Source organism: Pseudomonas sp. GW822-FHT01E03 (assembly GCF_058802985.1).
The window spans coordinates 360,113-375,790 of sequence record NZ_JBXAOQ010000004.1; the positions used below are offsets into that span (position 1 = coordinate 360,113).

At 60.1% G+C, this 15,678-nt stretch carries 12 protein-coding genes and 1 pseudogene; 3 read left to right on the forward strand and 10 right to left on the reverse strand.

Going from position 1 to position 15,678, the window contains the following annotated elements:
* Nucleotides 1-9 precede the first annotated feature (9 nt).
* From gcvH to arcD (AC1RP7_RS10485), 7 genes are all read right to left on the reverse strand, one after another.
* Nucleotides 10-393 carry a glycine cleavage system protein GcvH gene (gcvH, locus tag AC1RP7_RS10455; protein ID WP_007996035.1) on the reverse strand — a complete coding sequence of 128 codons (384 nt, stop codon included), beginning with the start codon at nucleotides 391-393 and terminating at the stop codon, nucleotides 10-12.
* A gap of 432 nt (nucleotides 394-825) precedes the next feature.
* Nucleotides 826-2,334, reverse strand: coding sequence for a transcriptional regulator GcsR (gcsR, locus tag AC1RP7_RS10460; RefSeq protein WP_493181198.1), 1,509 nt, complete (start codon nucleotides 2,332-2,334; stop codon nucleotides 826-828).
* Between the two features lie 218 nt (nucleotides 2,335-2,552).
* The gene (locus AC1RP7_RS10465) at nucleotides 2,553-2,915 is read right to left on the reverse strand and encodes a DUF5064 family protein (RefSeq protein WP_493181197.1); all 363 of its coding nucleotides are present in this window, start codon (nucleotides 2,913-2,915) and stop codon (nucleotides 2,553-2,555) included.
* 63 nt (nucleotides 2,916-2,978) lie between these two features.
* Entirely contained in the window at nucleotides 2,979-3,908 is a 930-nt protein-coding gene (gene arcC / locus AC1RP7_RS10470; RefSeq protein ID WP_057713528.1) for a carbamate kinase, read from the reverse strand.
* Nucleotides 3,909-4,092: 184 nt separating this feature from the next.
* A complete protein-coding gene (locus AC1RP7_RS10475; RefSeq protein ID WP_493181196.1) occupies nucleotides 4,093-5,103 on the reverse strand; it encodes an ornithine carbamoyltransferase in 1,011 nt (336 codons plus the stop codon).
* Nucleotides 5,104-5,184: 81 nt separating this feature from the next.
* The gene (gene arcA, locus AC1RP7_RS10480; protein WP_349735197.1) at nucleotides 5,185-6,441 is read right to left on the reverse strand and encodes an arginine deiminase; all 1,257 of its coding nucleotides are present in this window, start codon (nucleotides 6,439-6,441) and stop codon (nucleotides 5,185-5,187) included.
* Nucleotides 6,442-6,475: 34 nt separating this feature from the next.
* The gene (arcD, locus tag AC1RP7_RS10485) at nucleotides 6,476-7,903 is read right to left on the reverse strand and encodes an arginine-ornithine antiporter (protein WP_057713531.1); all 1,428 of its coding nucleotides are present in this window, start codon (nucleotides 7,901-7,903) and stop codon (nucleotides 6,476-6,478) included.
* Nucleotides 7,904-8,347: 444 nt separating this feature from the next.
* Here arcD (AC1RP7_RS10485) and arcD (AC1RP7_RS10490) point away from each other — a divergent pair, with 444 nt between their 5' ends.
* Both arcD (AC1RP7_RS10490) and AC1RP7_RS10495 read left to right on the forward strand, forming a co-directional pair.
* Complete coding sequence (gene arcD, locus AC1RP7_RS10490; protein ID WP_154860421.1) at nucleotides 8,348-9,775, forward strand: arginine-ornithine antiporter; 1,428 nt, start codon at nucleotides 8,348-8,350, stop codon at nucleotides 9,773-9,775.
* Nucleotides 9,772-10,635 carry a DNA-3-methyladenine glycosylase family protein gene (locus AC1RP7_RS10495; RefSeq protein ID WP_057713533.1) on the forward strand — a complete coding sequence of 288 codons (864 nt, stop codon included), beginning with the start codon at nucleotides 9,772-9,774 and terminating at the stop codon, nucleotides 10,633-10,635. Before arcD (AC1RP7_RS10490) ends, AC1RP7_RS10495 begins: the two co-directional genes overlap by 4 nt.
* 130 nt (nucleotides 10,636-10,765) lie before the next feature.
* Here the strand turns inward: AC1RP7_RS10495 and AC1RP7_RS10500 are convergent, their stop codons facing one another.
* From AC1RP7_RS10500 to AC1RP7_RS10510, 3 genes and pseudogenes are all read right to left on the reverse strand, one after another.
* A complete protein-coding gene (locus tag AC1RP7_RS10500; RefSeq protein ID WP_493181195.1) occupies nucleotides 10,766-12,115 on the reverse strand; it encodes a CoA transferase in 1,350 nt (449 codons plus the stop codon).
* A 173-nt stretch (nucleotides 12,116-12,288) separates the two neighbouring features.
* Entirely contained in the window at nucleotides 12,289-13,044 is a 756-nt protein-coding gene (locus AC1RP7_RS10505) for a methyl-accepting chemotaxis protein (RefSeq protein ID WP_371318440.1), read from the reverse strand.
* Nucleotides 13,045-13,146: 102 nt separating this feature from the next.
* Nucleotides 13,147-14,427: pseudogene (locus tag AC1RP7_RS10510) on the reverse strand (methyl-accepting chemotaxis protein); the annotation flags it as partial.
* Between the two features lie 457 nt (nucleotides 14,428-14,884).
* Between AC1RP7_RS10510 and AC1RP7_RS10515 the strand changes: the two are divergent.
* The gene (locus AC1RP7_RS10515) at nucleotides 14,885-15,670 is read left to right on the forward strand and encodes a hypothetical protein (protein WP_131726847.1); all 786 of its coding nucleotides are present in this window, start codon (nucleotides 14,885-14,887) and stop codon (nucleotides 15,668-15,670) included.
* Nucleotides 15,671-15,678 lie beyond the last annotated feature (8 nt).

Here is a 15,678-nt window from a genome sequence, read left to right on the forward strand (position 1 = left end):
CAGTGCTCCTCAGGCTTCGGCTTGGGCTTTGATCAGGCGGTCGTAGGCGTCCTGATCCAGCAGTTGGCCGACAGCGGCGGCGTCGCTTGGTTTGAAACGGAAGAACCAGCCTTCGCCCAGCGGATCTTCGTTGACCAGTTCAGGGCTGCTGTCGAGCGCCGGGTTCACTTCCAGCACTTCGCCGTCCAGCGGCATGTACACGCCGCTTGCAGCCTTTACCGATTCCACGGTGGCGGCTTCGGCGCCTTTGTCGTAGGACTGCAGCTCAGGCAGTTGAACGAAAACCACGTCGCCCAGGGCGTTCTGTGCGAAAGCGGTGATGCCGACCGTGACGCTGCCGTCAGCTTCGGTGCGCAGCCATTCGTGATCTTCAGTAAAACGCAACTCGCTCATGGAAACTCCTAAGGGGCCAGACTCGTCTGGTGGACGCGATTGAAGGCTTGGGCATTGCCCAGGTTATGGAGGACTACATAGCAAGAACGCGGCCAACGTTGTTTTTATTGTTATTGATCAATGATTTAGGTGGTTTCGACAAACACTGAAATTCACTCGTTGTAGCGAAATCGATACGGTATATGTCAAGGATAAAAGCCGAGGTGGATCAAAGCCTTGCACGGCCGTGATCGGAGAGGGGTGTAGCGATATCGTTCCGCTGTAGCGCTTTCAGTACAGGTGGAGGTCGTTTTTGGCGCGATTTCCCACCGGACACAAAACCTGTGGGAGCGAGCTTGCTCGCGATGAGGGAGTATCAGCCGACACAAACGTTGAATGTAATACCGCCATCGCGAGCAAGCTCGCTCCCACAGGTTTGTTCGGTGTCAGGCCTCAGGCCTTGCTCGGAATCCCGTACTTGCGCAACCGATGGGCAATTGCCGTGTGGGAGGTTTGCAGCCGGGTCGCGAGTTGCCGGGTCGAGGGGTAGCTGGCGTAGAGTTTTTCCAGCAGGGTTTTCTCGAACTCGTCCATGGCCTGTTCCAGGCTGTCGACGTCATGATCGCCTTGGCGGGCTACCGAGGTGCCGGCGATGTCGAGGTCGCCGATGTCCACCAGGCTGCTTTCGCAGATTGCCGCGGCGCGGAAGATCACGTTCTGCAATTGCCGCACGTTGCCTGGCCAGCGGTTGCCCAGCAGCGCCGGGTAAGTGCCCGGCGCCAGGCGACAGACCGGTCGCTGGATCTGCGCACAGGCCTGCTGCATGAAGTAGCGGGCCAGCAGCAGGATGTCCTGGCCGCGTTCGCGCAGGGGCGGCACTTCGACGTTGAGGACGTTGAGGCGATAGAACAGGTCCTCGCGGAACAGGCCTTCGCTGACCATTTTTTCCAGGTCACGGTGGGTGGCGCTGAGGATCCGTACGTTGACCTTGACCTCACGGTCACCGCCGACCCGGCGAAAACTGCCGTCGTTGAGGAAACGCAGCAATTTGGCCTGCAAGTACGGCGACATCTCGCCGATTTCATCGAGAAACACCGTGCCCTGGTTGGCCAACTCCATCAGTCCCGGCTTACCCCCTCGTTGTGCGCCGGTGAAGGCGCCGGGGGCGTAGCCGAACAGTTCACTTTCGGCGAGGTTCTCCGGCAATGCCGCGCAGTTCAACGCCAGAAACGGTGCGCTGTGCCGGGCGCTGATGGCGTGGCAGGCGCGGGCCACCAGTTCCTTGCCGGTGCCGGTTTCGCCCTGTATCAGCAACGGTGCATCGAGGGCCGCCACCCGCTGGGCGCGCGCCTTGAGGGTGCGGATCACCGGGGACTCGCCGAGCAGGGCATCGAAACCTTCGGCGTGGTCATGGTGCAGCGCGGAAAGGCGTTCGCCGATGCGGTTCGGTTGGTATAGGGTCAGCAGGGCGCCGGCGTCGGTGATCGGCGTGGCGTCGAGCAACAGGGTCTGGCCGTTGACGGTGATTTCCCGCAGCGGCAGGCGAAAGCCGTGTTCGAGCAGGGCGTCGAGCAAGGCCGGGTCGGCAAACAGGTCGGCCACGCTTTCACCATCCGGTTCGCGGCCGTACAGGGCGATCAGGGCCGGGTTGGCCAGCAGCACCTTGCCGTCACTGTCCAGTGCCAGTACCGGGTCGGTCATGGCTGCGAGCAAGGCGTCGAGCTGCAGGTGTCGGCGCTGTCCGGGCAGGATGTCGACCACCGTCACCGCTTGCACGCCACGCACGCTGAACAGGGCATCACGCAGTTCCTCGAGAACTTGCGGGCTCAGCGTCGGGGCGTCGATATAAACATTGGGCGGGACCATTTCCACCGCATCCAGGTTCAGATTGCGCCCGCCGAGCAGGGCCAGGACTTCCTGGGTGATACCGACGCGGTCGATGAAGCTGACGTGGATACGCATGGGGCGGTCTTGGGTTCTGCAGTGCGAAGGGTGGCAAGTATGCCTTGGGGCGGGCTAATGGTGAAATCCTGCGCGGACTTCAATTGAGCGAACGCCCCCTGTGGGAGCGAGCTTGCTCGCGATGGCGGTGTGTCAGTCAACATCAATGGTGGATGACAGGCCGCTATCGCGAGCAAGCTCGCTCCCACAGGGATCGGTGGTGTTCACAGAGTCCGGGGTTATTCCAGGTGCTCGGGTTTGACCGGGTCGCCCGATTTCATGTTCAGTTGTACCCGCACGTCCTCGAACATCGCGTCGTAATGCTTGTGGATCGAACCGATGTTGCTATGGGTTTTCGGGATGCCGTGCTTCTCGGCAATCTTGGTGACGTTGCTGGCGAAGTTGTAGGCCATGTCCTTGGGCAGGAAGAACGTCTCGCTCATGTCCTTGCCCTGGATGCGGCCGTGCATCTTGAACTGCATCCCCTTGCCTTCCTTGGGGTCCTGGGCGATTTCATAGTCGATGCAGATGTTGTAGCTGACGTCATCCTTGTTCAGCGCGTGTCGCTCGATGTGCAGGTGACCCGGCTCGAACGTTGCCATTGTTGACTCTCCTTCAAAAGATCTTGAATCAGGGCCGGCCCCAGGCCTGCCCCGCCGTTTCGTTTACTGATAGCTGATGCCCGGTGTCGCCGTACTGATGCGCGTACCGGCCTTGCCCTGGACGATCGCTTCGATGTCCGAGAGCGAGCCGATCACTGCGACTTTCCCAGTATGGCGCGCGAATTCGCAGGCTGCCTGCACCTTCGGTCCCATGGAGCCGGCGGCGAAGCCGAGTTTTTCCATTTCGTCGGGGTGGGCCTGGGCGATGGCTTTCTGCGTGGGTTTGCCAAAGTCGATGAAGGCGGCGTTGACGTCGGTGGCGATCACCAGCAGATCGGCTTCAAGCTGTTCGGCCAGCAGCGCCGAGCACAGGTCCTTGTCGATGACCGCTTCGACGCCCTCGAGTTTGCCGGGGGAGGTATACATGGTCGGAATACCGCCACCACCGGCGCAGATCACGATGCTGCTTTTTTCCAGCAGCCATTTGATCGGACGGATTTCGAAGATGCGTTTCGGTTTCGGGCTGGCGACCACGCGACGGTATTTGTCGCCGTCCGGGGCAATGGCCCAGCCTTTCTCGGCGGCGAGTGCTTCGGCCTCTTCCTTGGTATAGACAGGGCCGATGGGTTTGGTCGGGTTCTTGAAGGCCGGGTCATTGGCATCGACTTCGACCTGGGTTAGCAAGGTCGCGAAGGGCACTTCGAAGTCCAGCAGATTGCCCAGTTCCTGTTCGATGATGTAGCCGATCATGCCTTCGGTTTCGGCACCGAGCACATCCAGCGGATAAGGCGAAACCGAGGTGTAGGCCGCCGCCTGCAATGACAGCAGGCCGACTTGAGGGCCATTGCCATGGGCGATGACCAGTTGGTTGCCGGGATGGATCTTGGCGATCTGTTCGGTGGCGATCCGGATGTTGGCGCGCTGGTTGTCAGCGGTCATGGGTTCGCCCCGGCGGAGCAGGGCATTACCGCCCAGAGCAACGACGATACGCATGGTGCTAGTCCTTCTAAAAGAGAAGTAAACGGGCGACTCGGTCTGTCGATGGAACCCGATCCTGTGGGAGCGAGCTTGCTCGCGATGGGATCGCCTCGGTTTGTCAGATGCACCGCGGCGCTGCCATCGCAGGCGAGCCAGCTCCCACATTGACCGTGTTCCGTCAGTGGGAGCCAGTCAGCCGTTATAGATCAGCCAGCGTTGACACCAGAATCGCCTTGATGGTGTGCATGCGGTTTTCCGCTTGCTCGAAGGCGATGCAGGCCGGCGACTCGAACACGTCATCGGTCACTTCGATGCCGTTGCTCAGGTACGGGTACTGCTCGGCAATCTGCTTGCCGACTTTGGTATCACAGTTGTGGAACGCCGGCAGGCAGTGCATGAACTTGGTGCGCGGGTTACCGGTGGCTTTCATCAGTTCGGCGTTGACCTGGTACGGCAGCAGTTGCTGGATGCGTTCGGCCCAGGCTTCAACCGGCTCGCCCATCGACACCCAGACGTCGGTGTGGATGAAGTCCACACCCTTGACCGCCGCTTTCGGGTCTTCGGTGAGAGTAATGCGCGCACCGCTTTCTTCGCCGTACTGTTTGCAGCGCGCCACCAGGTCGTCCGCCGGCCACAGGGCTTTTGGCGCACAGATGCGCACGTCCATGCCGAGCTTGGCGCCGATCAGCAGCAGGGAGTTGCCCATGTTGTTGCGCGCATCGCCCAAGTAGGCGTAGCTGATCTCGTGGATCGGCTTGTCGGCGTGCTCACGCATGGTCAGCACGTCGGCGATCATTTGCGTCGGGTGATATTCGTCGGTCAAGCCGTTGAACACCGGTACGCCGGCGTACTTTGCCAGTTCCTCGACGATTTCCTGCTTGAAGCCACGGTACTCGATGGCGTCGTACATACGCCCGAGCACACGGGCGGTGTCCTTCATGCTTTCCTTGTGGCCGATCTGCGAGGAGTTCGGGTCGATGTAGGTGACGTTGGCGCCCTGGTCATAGGCTGCTACTTCAAACGCGCAGCGGGTGCGGGTCGAGGTTTTTTCGAAGATCAGCGCGATGTTGTTGCCCTTGAGATGCTGCTGTTCGGTGCCGGTGTACTTGGCACGCTTGAGGTCGCGGGACAGGTCGAGCAGGTAGCGCAATTCGCGAGGGGTGTGGTGTTCCAGGCTCAGCAGATTGCGGTTATGGATATTGAACGCCATTTTGGATCTCCTAAGGTGTCGGTAATCCCCTTGACCTGCGCATGCCCTTGGGTAGAGGGCAGCGCGGTCCAAGGCAATAGGTTAGTAGTCAATCGGGTCGCGGATGATCGGGCAGGTCATGCAATGGCCGCCGCCCCGTCCCCGGCCGAGTTCGCCGGCGCTGATGGTGATCACTTCCACACCGGCCTTGCGCAGCAGGGTGTTGGTGTAGGTATTGCGGTCGTAGCCGATGACCACGCCTGGCTCCACGGCCACTACGTTGTTGCCGTCGTCCCATTGCTCGCGTTCGGCGGCGAAGCTGTTGCCGCCGGTTTCCACCACGCGCAACGCTTTGAGGTTCAGGGCCTGGGCCACGGTGTCGAGGAAGCTGGTTTCTTCGCGGCGGATATCGATGCCGCCAGCCTTGCTTTCATCGGGACGCAGGGTGAAGGCGACAATCTGGTTCACCACTTCCGGGAAGATCGTGACGAGGTCGCGATCACAGAAGCTGAACACGGTGTCCAGGTGCATCGCCGCGCGGGATTTCGGCAGGCCGGCGACGATCACTTTCTCCACGGCTTTGTTTTTGAACAGGTTCACCGCCAGTTGGGCAATGGCCTGGCGCGACGAGCGTTCGCCCATGCCGATCAAGACCACGCCGTTGCCGATCGGCATCACATCACCACCCTCAAGGGTGGAGTTACCGTGGTCCAGGTCCGGGTCGCCGTACCAGATCTCGAAATCTGCTTTGGTGAACTCGGGGTGGAATTTGTAGATGGCGGTGGTCAGCAGGGTTTCCTGACGACGTGCCGGCCAGTACATCGGGTTGAGGGTGACGCCACCGTAAATCCAGCAGGTGGTGTCGCGGGTGAACTGGGTGTTGGGCAGCGGTGGCAGGATGAAGCTGGAGTTGCCGAGGAAGTCGCGGAACATCTCGATGGCCTTGCCACCGAAACTGGAGGGCAAATCATCGCCCGAGACGCCGCCGATCAGGAACTCGGCGATGTGACGCGGTTCCAGGCTGCGCAGCCACGAAGAGGTTTCATTGATCAGGCCAAGGCCCACCGAGTTGGCGGTAACCTTGCGCTCCAGAATCCAGTCCAGGGCTTCGGGGATGGCGACGATGTCGGTCAGCAGGTTGTGCATTTCCAGCACATCGATGTTGCGTTCGCGCATCTTGGTAACGAAGTCGAAGTGGTCGCGCTTGGCCTGGGCCACCCACAGCACATCATCGAACAGCAGTTCATCGCAGTTGTTCGGGGTCAGCCGCTGATGGGCCAGGCCTGGGGAGCAAACCATGACTTTGCGCAGTTTGCCGGCCTCAGAATGGACGCCGTACTTAACTTTTTCCGTGGTCATTACAGTGATCCTCCAGATGACAAAAACAGGGGTTTTACAGAGTCAGGAAGCCGTCATAGAGACCGTAGGCCGCCACCATGGCGCCGACGACCACCGTAGCGAAAATCAGCTTCTCGACGTTGGTGAAAACCGGTTTGTTGATTTCCAGCTTGGCCTTGGCGAACAAGATCACACCGGGGGCGTAGAGCAGGGCGGACAGCAGCAGGTACTTGATGCCGCCGGCGTACAACAGCCAGACCGCGTAGATCAGGGCCACGGCGCCGATGATGAGATCCTTCTGCCGCTCGCCCGCGGCGCCTTCGTAGCTTTCGCCGCGCACCGCCAGCAGCAAGGCGTAGGCTGCCGACCACAGGTAAGGCACCAGAATCATCGAGGTGGCGAGGTAGATCAGCGACAGGTAAGTGCTGGCCGAGAACAACGTGATGATCAGGAAAACCTGCACCATGGCGTTGGTCAGCCACAGGGCGTTGACCGGTACATGGTTGGCGTTTTCCTTGCGCAGAAACTCCGGCATGGTGTGGTCCTTGGCGGCGGCGAACATGATCTCCGCGCACAGCAGCACCCACGACAGCAACGCCCCCAGCAACGAGATGATCAAACCGACGCTGATCAGCACCGCACCCCAGTGACCGACCACGTGCTCCAGCACGGCGGCCATCGACGGATTCTGCAGTTTGGCCAGTTCCGGCTGGGTCATGATCCCCAGCGACAGCACGTTGACCAGGACCAAAAACAGCAGCACGGTGACGAAGCCGATCACGGTGGCCTTACCCACGTCGCTGCGTTTTTCCGCCCGGGCCGAAAAGATGCTCGCGCCTTCGATGCCGATGAACACCCACACGGTGACCAGCATCATCTTGCGCACCTGGTCCATCACGCTGCCCAGGTCCGGGTTCTTCAGGCCCCAGATGTCGGCGGTGAAGATGTCCAGTTTGAAGGCGAACAACGCAATCAACATGAACAGCAGCAGCGGCACGATCTTGGCGACAGTGGTCACCAGGTTGATGAACGCTGCTTCCTTGATTCCTCGCAGTACGAGGAAATGTACCGCCCACAGCAGCACCGAGGCGCCGATCACGGCAGCGGGGGTATTCCCCTCCCCAAATATCGGAAAGAAGTAGCCGAGGGTGCTGAACAAAAGTACGAAGTAGCCGACGTTGCCCAGCCAGGCACTGATCCAGTACCCCCAGGCGGACGAGAAGCCCATGTAGTCGCCGAACCCGGCCTTGGCGTAGGCGTAAACCCCGCCATCAAGATCGGGTTTGCGGTTGGCCAGGGTCTGGAACACGAACGCCAGGGTCAACATGCCGACGGCGGTGATCGCCCAACCGATCAGAATGGCGCCGACATCCGCGCTGGCCGCCATGTTTTGTGGCAAGGAAAATATCCCGCCACCAATCATCGAACCCACGACTAACGCAACCAGCGCGCCGAGTTTCAGTTTTCCGGGAGCTTCAGACATTGCATGACTCCAATGCAGGAGAAGAGAGGCAACAGACTAATTCCGTTGACTGCTCAATCAGCTGACTTAGATCACTAAATGAGAGCGCTCCCAGTTTGTTGGCGGAGTGCCATCATTTGCGGTGTTTATGTCTGTAATGCCTGTTCTAGAGCCTTTTGCAGTTTGTTTTGGCACTTTTTGTATTTGTTTCGAATTATGACGCTAGTTGGGGTTTCCGAATTTGCAAGTTTTGTTCATGGGTTTTTTGTACAGAGTCGATGTATTAAAAGTGTGTATAAAACAAATGAATATATCGGTGCCAAAATAGCCATTTTGTGCAAGTAAAAAAGAGGCTGGTTGGCGTTATCCAATAAACGTTATTACTCTTCATCAGTTTAGTTAGCGCCCGTTATCTGACGATCTCGTGGCCGTTGCCGCCCACCAACGAAAAATGGAGATGCAACGATGTCGCAATCACCGAACAAGCTTCGCCTGAGCGCGCTGATCGCGCTGGTGGTGGGGTCGATGATCGGCGGCGGGATTTTTTCCCTGCCGCAGAACATGGCGGCCAGGGCCGATGCCGGGGCGATCCTGATCGGTTGGGCAATCACCGCCGTCGGCATGTTGACCCTGGCGTTCGTGTTCCAGACCCTGGCCAATCGCAAGCCGGAGCTGGACTCCGGGGTGTACGCCTATGCCAAGGCCGGGTTCGGCGATTACATGGGTTTTTCTTCGGCATGGGGCTACTGGATCAGCGCCTGGCTGGGCAACGTCGGCTACTTCGTGCTGCTATTCAGCACCCTCGGTTATTTCGTTCCGGTGTTTGGCGAAGGCAATACGCCGATCGCCATCGCCTGCGCTTCGGTGCTGCTCTGGACCGTGCATTTTGTGGTGATGCGCGGGATCAAGGAGGCGGCGTTCATCAATCAAGTGACCACCGTGGCCAAGATCGTGCCGCTGATCATGTTCATCGTGATCGCCGCCGTGGCGTTCAAGGCGGATATCTTCACCGCCGACATCTGGGGGCGCAACAACCCGGAATTCGGCAGCGTGATGGATCAGGTTCGGCACATGATGCTGGTCACCGTGTTCGTGTTCATCGGTATCGAGGGGGCCAGTGTCTATTCGGCCCGGGCGGAGAAACGTTCCGACGTGGGCCGGGCGACGGTGATCGGGTTCATTGGGGTATTGGCACTGCTAGTGCTGGTGAACGTGCTGTCGCTGGGCATCATGACCCAGCCGCAACTGGCGAAACTGCAGAACCCCTCGCTGGCGGCAGTGCTTGAACATATCGTCGGCCCCTGGGGCGCGTTGCTGATCAGCGTCGGCCTGGCGATCTCGCTGTTGGGGGCCTTGTTGTCCTGGGCGTTGCTGTGCGCCGAAATCCTGTTCGCCACGGCGAAAGACAAGACCATGCCGGCATTCCTGACCAAGGAAAACGCCAACCATGTGCCGGTCAATGCGATGTGGCTGACCAACTCGATGATCCAGTTGTTCCTGCTGATCACCCTGTTTTCCGCCGGCACCTACACCAGCCTGATTTACCTGGCGTCCTCGATGATTCTGGTGCCGTACCTGTGGTCGGCGGCCTATGCGGTGTTGTTGTGCGCACGGGGTGAAACCTATCAACAGGCACCCGCCGAGCGGGTCAAGGACCTGCTCATTGGTGGCATCGCTCTGGGCTACGCGGTGTGGTTGCTGTATGCCGGCGGCCTGAAGTATTTGCTGCTGTCGGCGCTGCTGTATGCGCCGGGTGTGATCCTGTTCGCCAAGGCTCGTAATGAGCAGGGCAAGCCACTGTTCACGGTTGTCGAGAAAGGTATTTTCACCTGTGTCATCGGTGGTGCGGGGCTGGCGGCTTACGGGTTGTACAGCGGGTTGCTCAGTCTGTGAGGTTGTTGCTGGCGTACCAGCCGCCCTATGACTGGCCGGCGCTCCTGGGGTTCTTGTCGGCGCGGGCGATCGTGGGCCTGGAAAGGGTGGTCGAGGGTGTGTACTCGCGCAGCATCGACCTGGATGGCGTTCACGGTACGTTTTCGATCCAGCCTGCTACATCCGATGCACTTGAGCTGACCCTGGACTTTCCGGAGGCTGCGGCCGTGCCTGAGATCGTTGCGCGAGTGCGGCGAATGTTCGACCTGGATGCCGACCTGTCCACGATTCACCGGCACCTGGCGGTTGATCCGCTGATGGCGCGGTTGATTGCCGAACGCCCGGGCCTGCGCGTACCCGGGGCGTGGGACGGGCTGGAGCTGGCGATCCGCGCGGTACTGGGGCAGCAGATTACGGTGGCGGCGGCGATCCGCCTGGCGGGGAAACTGGTAGCGCAGTACGGCACGCCGTTGAGTTCAGCGCTACCGGGATTGACCCATGCTTTTCCCCGGGCCAGCGTTTTGGCGGGCGCAGATCTGGCAGCGCTGGGCATGCCGAAAAGCCGAGGCCGGACCCTGTCGGATGTGGCTCAGGCACTGCTCGATGATCCGCGATTGTTTGAGCCCGGCCGGGAGGGGGGCGTAGCGCGGTTGCTGGCGTTGTACGGGATTGGTGACTGGACGGCGCAATACATTGCCTTGCGACAGTTGCGGGAGATGGATGGCTTTCCCAATGGTGATGTCGGGCTGATCAATGCGTTGGCGGCGCTGGAGGGGGGGCCGGTGACAGCCAGGCAACTGTTGCAGCGGGCTGAAGGGTGGCGACCGTATCGAGGGTATGCGGCACAGGTGCTGTGGACTTCCTTGAGTCGGGCGGACTGAGCTGATCCGGGATTTGTGCTGCTGTTTCTGGCGCTATCGCGAGCAAGCTCGCTCCCACAGTTGATCGCGGTCTCTCGGAAGGTCTCGGTCACCTGTGGGAGCGAGCTTGCTCGCGATGGCGATATGACTGTCACCACCACTGTGCGGGATGTGAACCCAGTTCAGTCGCGGGCAAGGTCCATTGCAGAGGCGTTCCTGTGATCTTCAGAGGCGCCTGCAACCGATGCGCCGGTCCCCAGGGTGTCTGCTCCACCATCAACCCCTGATCCTGCTCATCTTCCGCACGTAACGCTTCACTCGTCCCCGCCCCATGCTCGATCAACAACTTCGCCGTACGCGCCAACGACAATCGCGCCGAACCCCCGATACCGTCGCTCAACCGCTGCGCCAACAACCGGATCGCACTGGCCGCCATCAGATACCCGGTGGCGTGATCGAGGGCCTGCACCGGCAATGGCGTCGGTTTGTCCGACTGCTTCCAGCGCATGCCCGCTTCGGCAATGCCACTGCTCATCTGCACCAGGCTGTCGAAGCCCCGCCGATTTTGCCAGGGGCCGCTCCAGCCATAGGCGTTTAGACAAACATCGATCAGGTCCGGGTTCAGTTGCCGGCGCTCATACATGCCCAGTCCAAGTCGTTCCAGTGCATCGGCACGATAACCATGAAGCAGAATGTCGGCGTCCTTGAGCAGACATTCGAATACGGCACGGTCGGACTTGTCGTTCAGATCAAGACGCGCGCAGCGTTTTCCCAAGGTGACTTCCGGCACCACTCCAGGTTCGTTCCAGGTCGGCGGATCGATGCGCAGGACATCGGCGCCCAGGCCTGCCAGAAAGCGACTGGCGATGGGGCCGGCCAGTACCCGGGTCAAGTCCAGCACCTTGATGCCAGCCAGTGGTCGAGCCACAGAACCTGTCCACGGTTGGCGGCTCTGGCTTGGGTGGTTGGCGAATTGAATCAAGGGTTCGGCGTTTACTGCCTGGCCTTGAGGATGGACCTGCCATTGTTCCCAGGTGCGCATTTCGGCGGCACAGCCACCGGCATCGACCACAGCCTGCTCCAGATCGCTTTTCGCCCACCGAGCCACTTTGTCGGCCATCGCTGCGCGGTCGGTACAGGCACCGAGCACGCTTTCGGCAGCGGCGCGGTGATGGGGCGCGTTGGTGTGCAGGCGAATCCAGCCATCGCGGGTGGCGTAGTCACCCGCGATCGGGTCCCACAACGGCGGAACGCTCCAGCCAAGCGGGCGAATCGAGGTTGCGAACCAGAATGACGCCAGGCGTCGGTCAACTTCAAGGTCGGGCAGGCGCCCGGTTTGTTGGTGCAGCAGTTCGCTGGCAGCCTGGCCGGCGACGGCCATGCTGGCGCAGGCCAGATCAGTGACGGCAAACGCCGAGGGTAGGGCGCCACTGGACGTGAATGGAATCGGGGTGTGAGGCAAACCGAGTGCGGCTTGAATGGACGTGAGCAGATCAGTCATCAAAGGCCCTCCGGAGCGAGAGCCCGATCATAGTTCAAAAAAATCCAGGTCAGATGAAATCCCTGTGGGAGCGAGCTTGCTCGCGATAGCGGACTGTCAGTCGACATCAATGTTGAATGTCAGTGCGTCATCGCGAGCAAGCTCGCTCCCACAGGGGATCTTCGGTAGGTTCTTTAAACGCGGAACTGATCCATCAACTTCATCTGATGGGTGGTCAGGGAGTTGAGCTGGCTGCTGATCTGCGCCGATTCGGTGGCCTGGCTGGTCAGGGTTTCGGTGACGGTGCGGATCGCCGAGACGTTGCGGTTGACCTCTTCGGCGACGGCGCTTTGCTGTTCGGCGGCGCTGGCGATTTGCAGGTTCATATCGCTGATCACGGTGACTGCATCGCTGATCTTGCCCAAGGCCTGGACGGCCTGCTGGATCTGCCCGGCGTTGCTGTGGGCCTGGGTCTGGCTTGAGTGCATGGTGGCGACCACGCCGCGGGTGCCGCTCTGGATGCGTTCGATCACCAGGCGAATTTCTTCCACCGAGTCCTGGGTGCGTTTGGCCAGGTTGCGCACTTCATCGGCGACCACCGCAAAACCACGACCGCTTTCACCGGCACGGGCGGCTTCGATGGCGGCGTTTAGCGCCAACAGGTTGGTTTGTTCGGCGATGCTGCGAATCACCTCCAGCACCGAACCGATCTGCTCGCTGTTGACCGCGAGGGCTTCGACTTCGGTCACGGCCTTGCTGACTTCTTCGGCCAGTTGATTGATGTCGCGGGTGCTGCGCTCGATGATTTGCATGCCGTCGCGGGCCGACTGGTCGGCACCTTTCGCCGCGTTGGCCGCGTTCGAGGCGCTGTTGGCGACATCGTGGGCGGTGGCGCTCATTTCGTTGGACGCGGTGGCGACCTGGTCGATTTCGCGGAACTGCACCTGCATGCCTTCACTGGTCTGGCGGGCGATTTCCGAAGACTGGTCGGCCGTGCCACGGGCATCGGTGATGCTTTGCTTGATCTGTGCGATGGTCGGTTGCAGCTTGTCGAGGAAGCGGTTGAACCAGCTCACCAGTTCGCCCAACTCGTCCTTCTTGCTGTAGTGCAGGCGCTGGGTCAGGTCGCCGTCGCCACTGGCAATCGCCTTGAGCATGTCGGCCACGCTGTTGATCGGGCGGGTCACGCCGGACGCGGTAAGCCACATCAGCAGCAGACCGATCACACCGGCAATCACTGCCACCGACAGTGCCTTGATCGTGCCGCTGTGTTGGGCATCGTCGAGTACCGCTTGCAGTTTCACTGAGTCGGCCAGCAGCACTTGTTTGGGCAGGTCGATCACCACGGCCCAGGCCTTGGCATCGGCAATCGGGCTGACCGGGTACACCGCGCGGATCAGGTCGCCTTGCTGGAGGATCTTCGGCGCGCCACTAGCAAGCAACTGCAGGATGTCCTTGCCATCGCCGCCCAAGGTGTCGCCGATGTTCTTGCCGACTTTGCCGGCGTCGACACTGTAGGCGGCCAGCACGCCAGTGCCGGAAACGATGAGCATGTGCCCGGCACTGTTGAACAGGTCGCGCTGGGAGTCGACTGCCGCCGCTTGCAGGGCGTCGAGGGCGATGTCGATGCCGACCACGCCGATGGACTTGCCATCTACCAGCAGCGGTACGGAAATGGTGGTCATCAACATTTCCTTGTTGCCGACGGTATCGGCATACGGGTCGAGCAGGCAGATGCGCTTGCTGTCCCGCGGGCAGGTGTACCAGACGTTGTACGGCGTGCCGCTGAGGTTCAGGGTGGTTTTGGTCATGTCTTCTTCGACCATGATCGTGTTCAGCGACTCACCCCCGGCGCGGCTCCAGTACGTGGCGAAACGGCCGATCTCGTTGGACTGGCGGGCGGCGTCATTGACGAATTCGCTGTCCTTGCCGTCCAGCCCATTGGGTTCGAACGCCAGCCAAATGCCCAGTACTTTGCTGTTGCGCTCGAAGGCGGTTTTCAGACTCTGGTTCAACTCTTCTCGCAAGACGCCGGGCTCGAGGGTGCGTTTGGCGGCCAGGTTGCGCATGTCCTGGATCTGGTCCGCGAGGGCGGTCACCACCGTCAGGGTTTCACCGAACGTCTTCTGCACCCGCACCGCCTGCTCGGCGGCCTTGGCCTGGAGCAGGTCCTGCACGCTGGCGGTAAGCATTCTGCTGCTGGAATCGCTGACCAGATCATCGTTCTGATTGGTCTGGTAGATGTTCATACCCACTATCAAGGCGACTACGCCCAGCAGGCACAGACCGGACAGCAGGACGATTTTCAGGCGAATGGACAGTGAGTCGAACATAGGGCGAGCTCGCGAATGGATGAAGTGTTGGCTGTGGGCCGTTGTGGCTCACTCGCTAAATCCATTTAGCGCCGATCAATGCACATCGGCGTGGCGAAGAGGTTACATGAGGGGTAACCCGACGAGCGGTAGTTGTTGAACGTTTGCGCAGAAAAATGTGCCGAAAATGGGGATAAAAAGAGGAAAAAGCGCGGGGTGAATTCAGGGGGCATCAGGGACGCCGGTCTCGAAGCGCCTGAATGAAACTCACAAAATACATATGTACCGCTTCTCATAAACGGCAGGACGTTTCAATGCAGATGCCACCTCGGTGGAACACTTCCGGAAGCTTTGGCTTTCGGCATCTGACAGAAAATAATGAGAAGACTTTATGTGGATTACTTGCTTTAAAAGGACCGGGTTGCGCTCGGTGTTGTTGATTTGGGGGATGTTGTTGGCGGCAGGCGCGGCTCCTGCCATGTCTTTTCTGAACTCGGCAGCTATTTCGGGTATTGCCTCTCAAATTCCCTCGGCGGCCACGGTACTGCCGGACAAGCTGAACACCCTCAAGGAAAGTCTGGCTGACGAAACGGATGTGAAGCAATACAGCTTCATGGCGGTGCGGGGGCAGGATGTGTGGATCCGTGCGAGCGGGACGAAAGGCGGGCCATTGACGCTGGAATACAATCGCGATGGAAACTGGGCCGTAATCCCTTGGGGTACACCCTTAACGGTTTCTGGTTTGCAGCCGAATCAGGAAGTTCAGGTTCGCATCTCGAAGAAACCGTCCGCCCCGTTCGTGGCGGGTGATATCTACACGCTTGAGTTTGGTTCTGCACCTTACTACGCCGACAGTCGCGTCCGGGGCGATGCCGGTGAGCTGCCGCTGTACTGGGCGACCACGCAGGCCTACAGAGTCCTGAACTGGTCGGTCCGATTGAGGGATTCGACAGGGCAGCCGCTCGAAGGCGCTAAAGCTACCTTGATATTGAACAAGGGGGGGGATGACGAAAGGTTCGACCTTATAACGGACAGCACTGGTAGCGCCGCGCAAGCCCTTGAGTTGGGCAGGTGCTATGGCCAGTTGAAGTCTGATCCTTTCTGGACCAGCAGTGGCAAGTATCGCTATAAGTGGGAGGTCGAATACAACCTGGGATATTGGTCGATTCAGGTTCAAGACAAAGAGGCGTCGGGGGTGGGCGGTCACAACGTGCCGAACGTTTCATTCGCTCAGATATGCTATCAAAACATGTTGCATAACTAGATCCGGCA

Excerpts from the sequence above, each read along its gene's own strand:
- AC1RP7_RS10500 (WP_493181195.1), bottom strand. The coding sequence starts at position 12,115 with ATGACTGATCTGCTCACGTCCATTCAAGCCGCACTCGGTTTGCCTCAC.
- AC1RP7_RS10505 (WP_371318440.1), bottom strand. The coding sequence starts at position 13,044 with ATGCAGGTGCAGTTCCGCGAAATCGACCAGGTCGCCACCGCGTCCAAC.
- arcD (WP_154860421.1), top strand. The coding sequence starts at position 8,348 with ATGTCGCAATCACCGAACAAGCTTCGCCTGAGCGCGCTGATCGCGCTG.
- gcvH (WP_007996035.1), bottom strand. The coding sequence starts at position 393 with ATGAGCGAGTTGCGTTTTACTGAAGATCACGAATGGCTGCGCACCGAA.
- arcD (WP_057713531.1), bottom strand. The coding sequence starts at position 7,903 with ATGTCTGAAGCTCCCGGAAAACTGAAACTCGGCGCGCTGGTTGCGTTA.
- arcA (WP_349735197.1), bottom strand. The coding sequence starts at position 6,441 with ATGACCACGGAAAAAGTTAAGTACGGCGTCCATTCTGAGGCCGGCAAA.
- AC1RP7_RS10465 (WP_493181197.1), bottom strand. The coding sequence starts at position 2,915 with ATGGCAACGTTCGAGCCGGGTCACCTGCACATCGAGCGACACGCGCTG.
- AC1RP7_RS10515 (WP_131726847.1), top strand. The coding sequence starts at position 14,885 with ATGTCTTTTCTGAACTCGGCAGCTATTTCGGGTATTGCCTCTCAAATT.
- gcsR (WP_493181198.1), bottom strand. The coding sequence starts at position 2,334 with ATGCGTATCCACGTCAGCTTCATCGACCGCGTCGGTATCACCCAGGAA.
- AC1RP7_RS10475 (WP_493181196.1), bottom strand. The coding sequence starts at position 5,103 with ATGGCGTTCAATATCCATAACCGCAATCTGCTGAGCCTGGAACACCAC.
- arcC (WP_057713528.1), bottom strand. The coding sequence starts at position 3,908 with ATGCGTATCGTCGTTGCTCTGGGCGGTAATGCCCTGCTCCGCCGGGGC.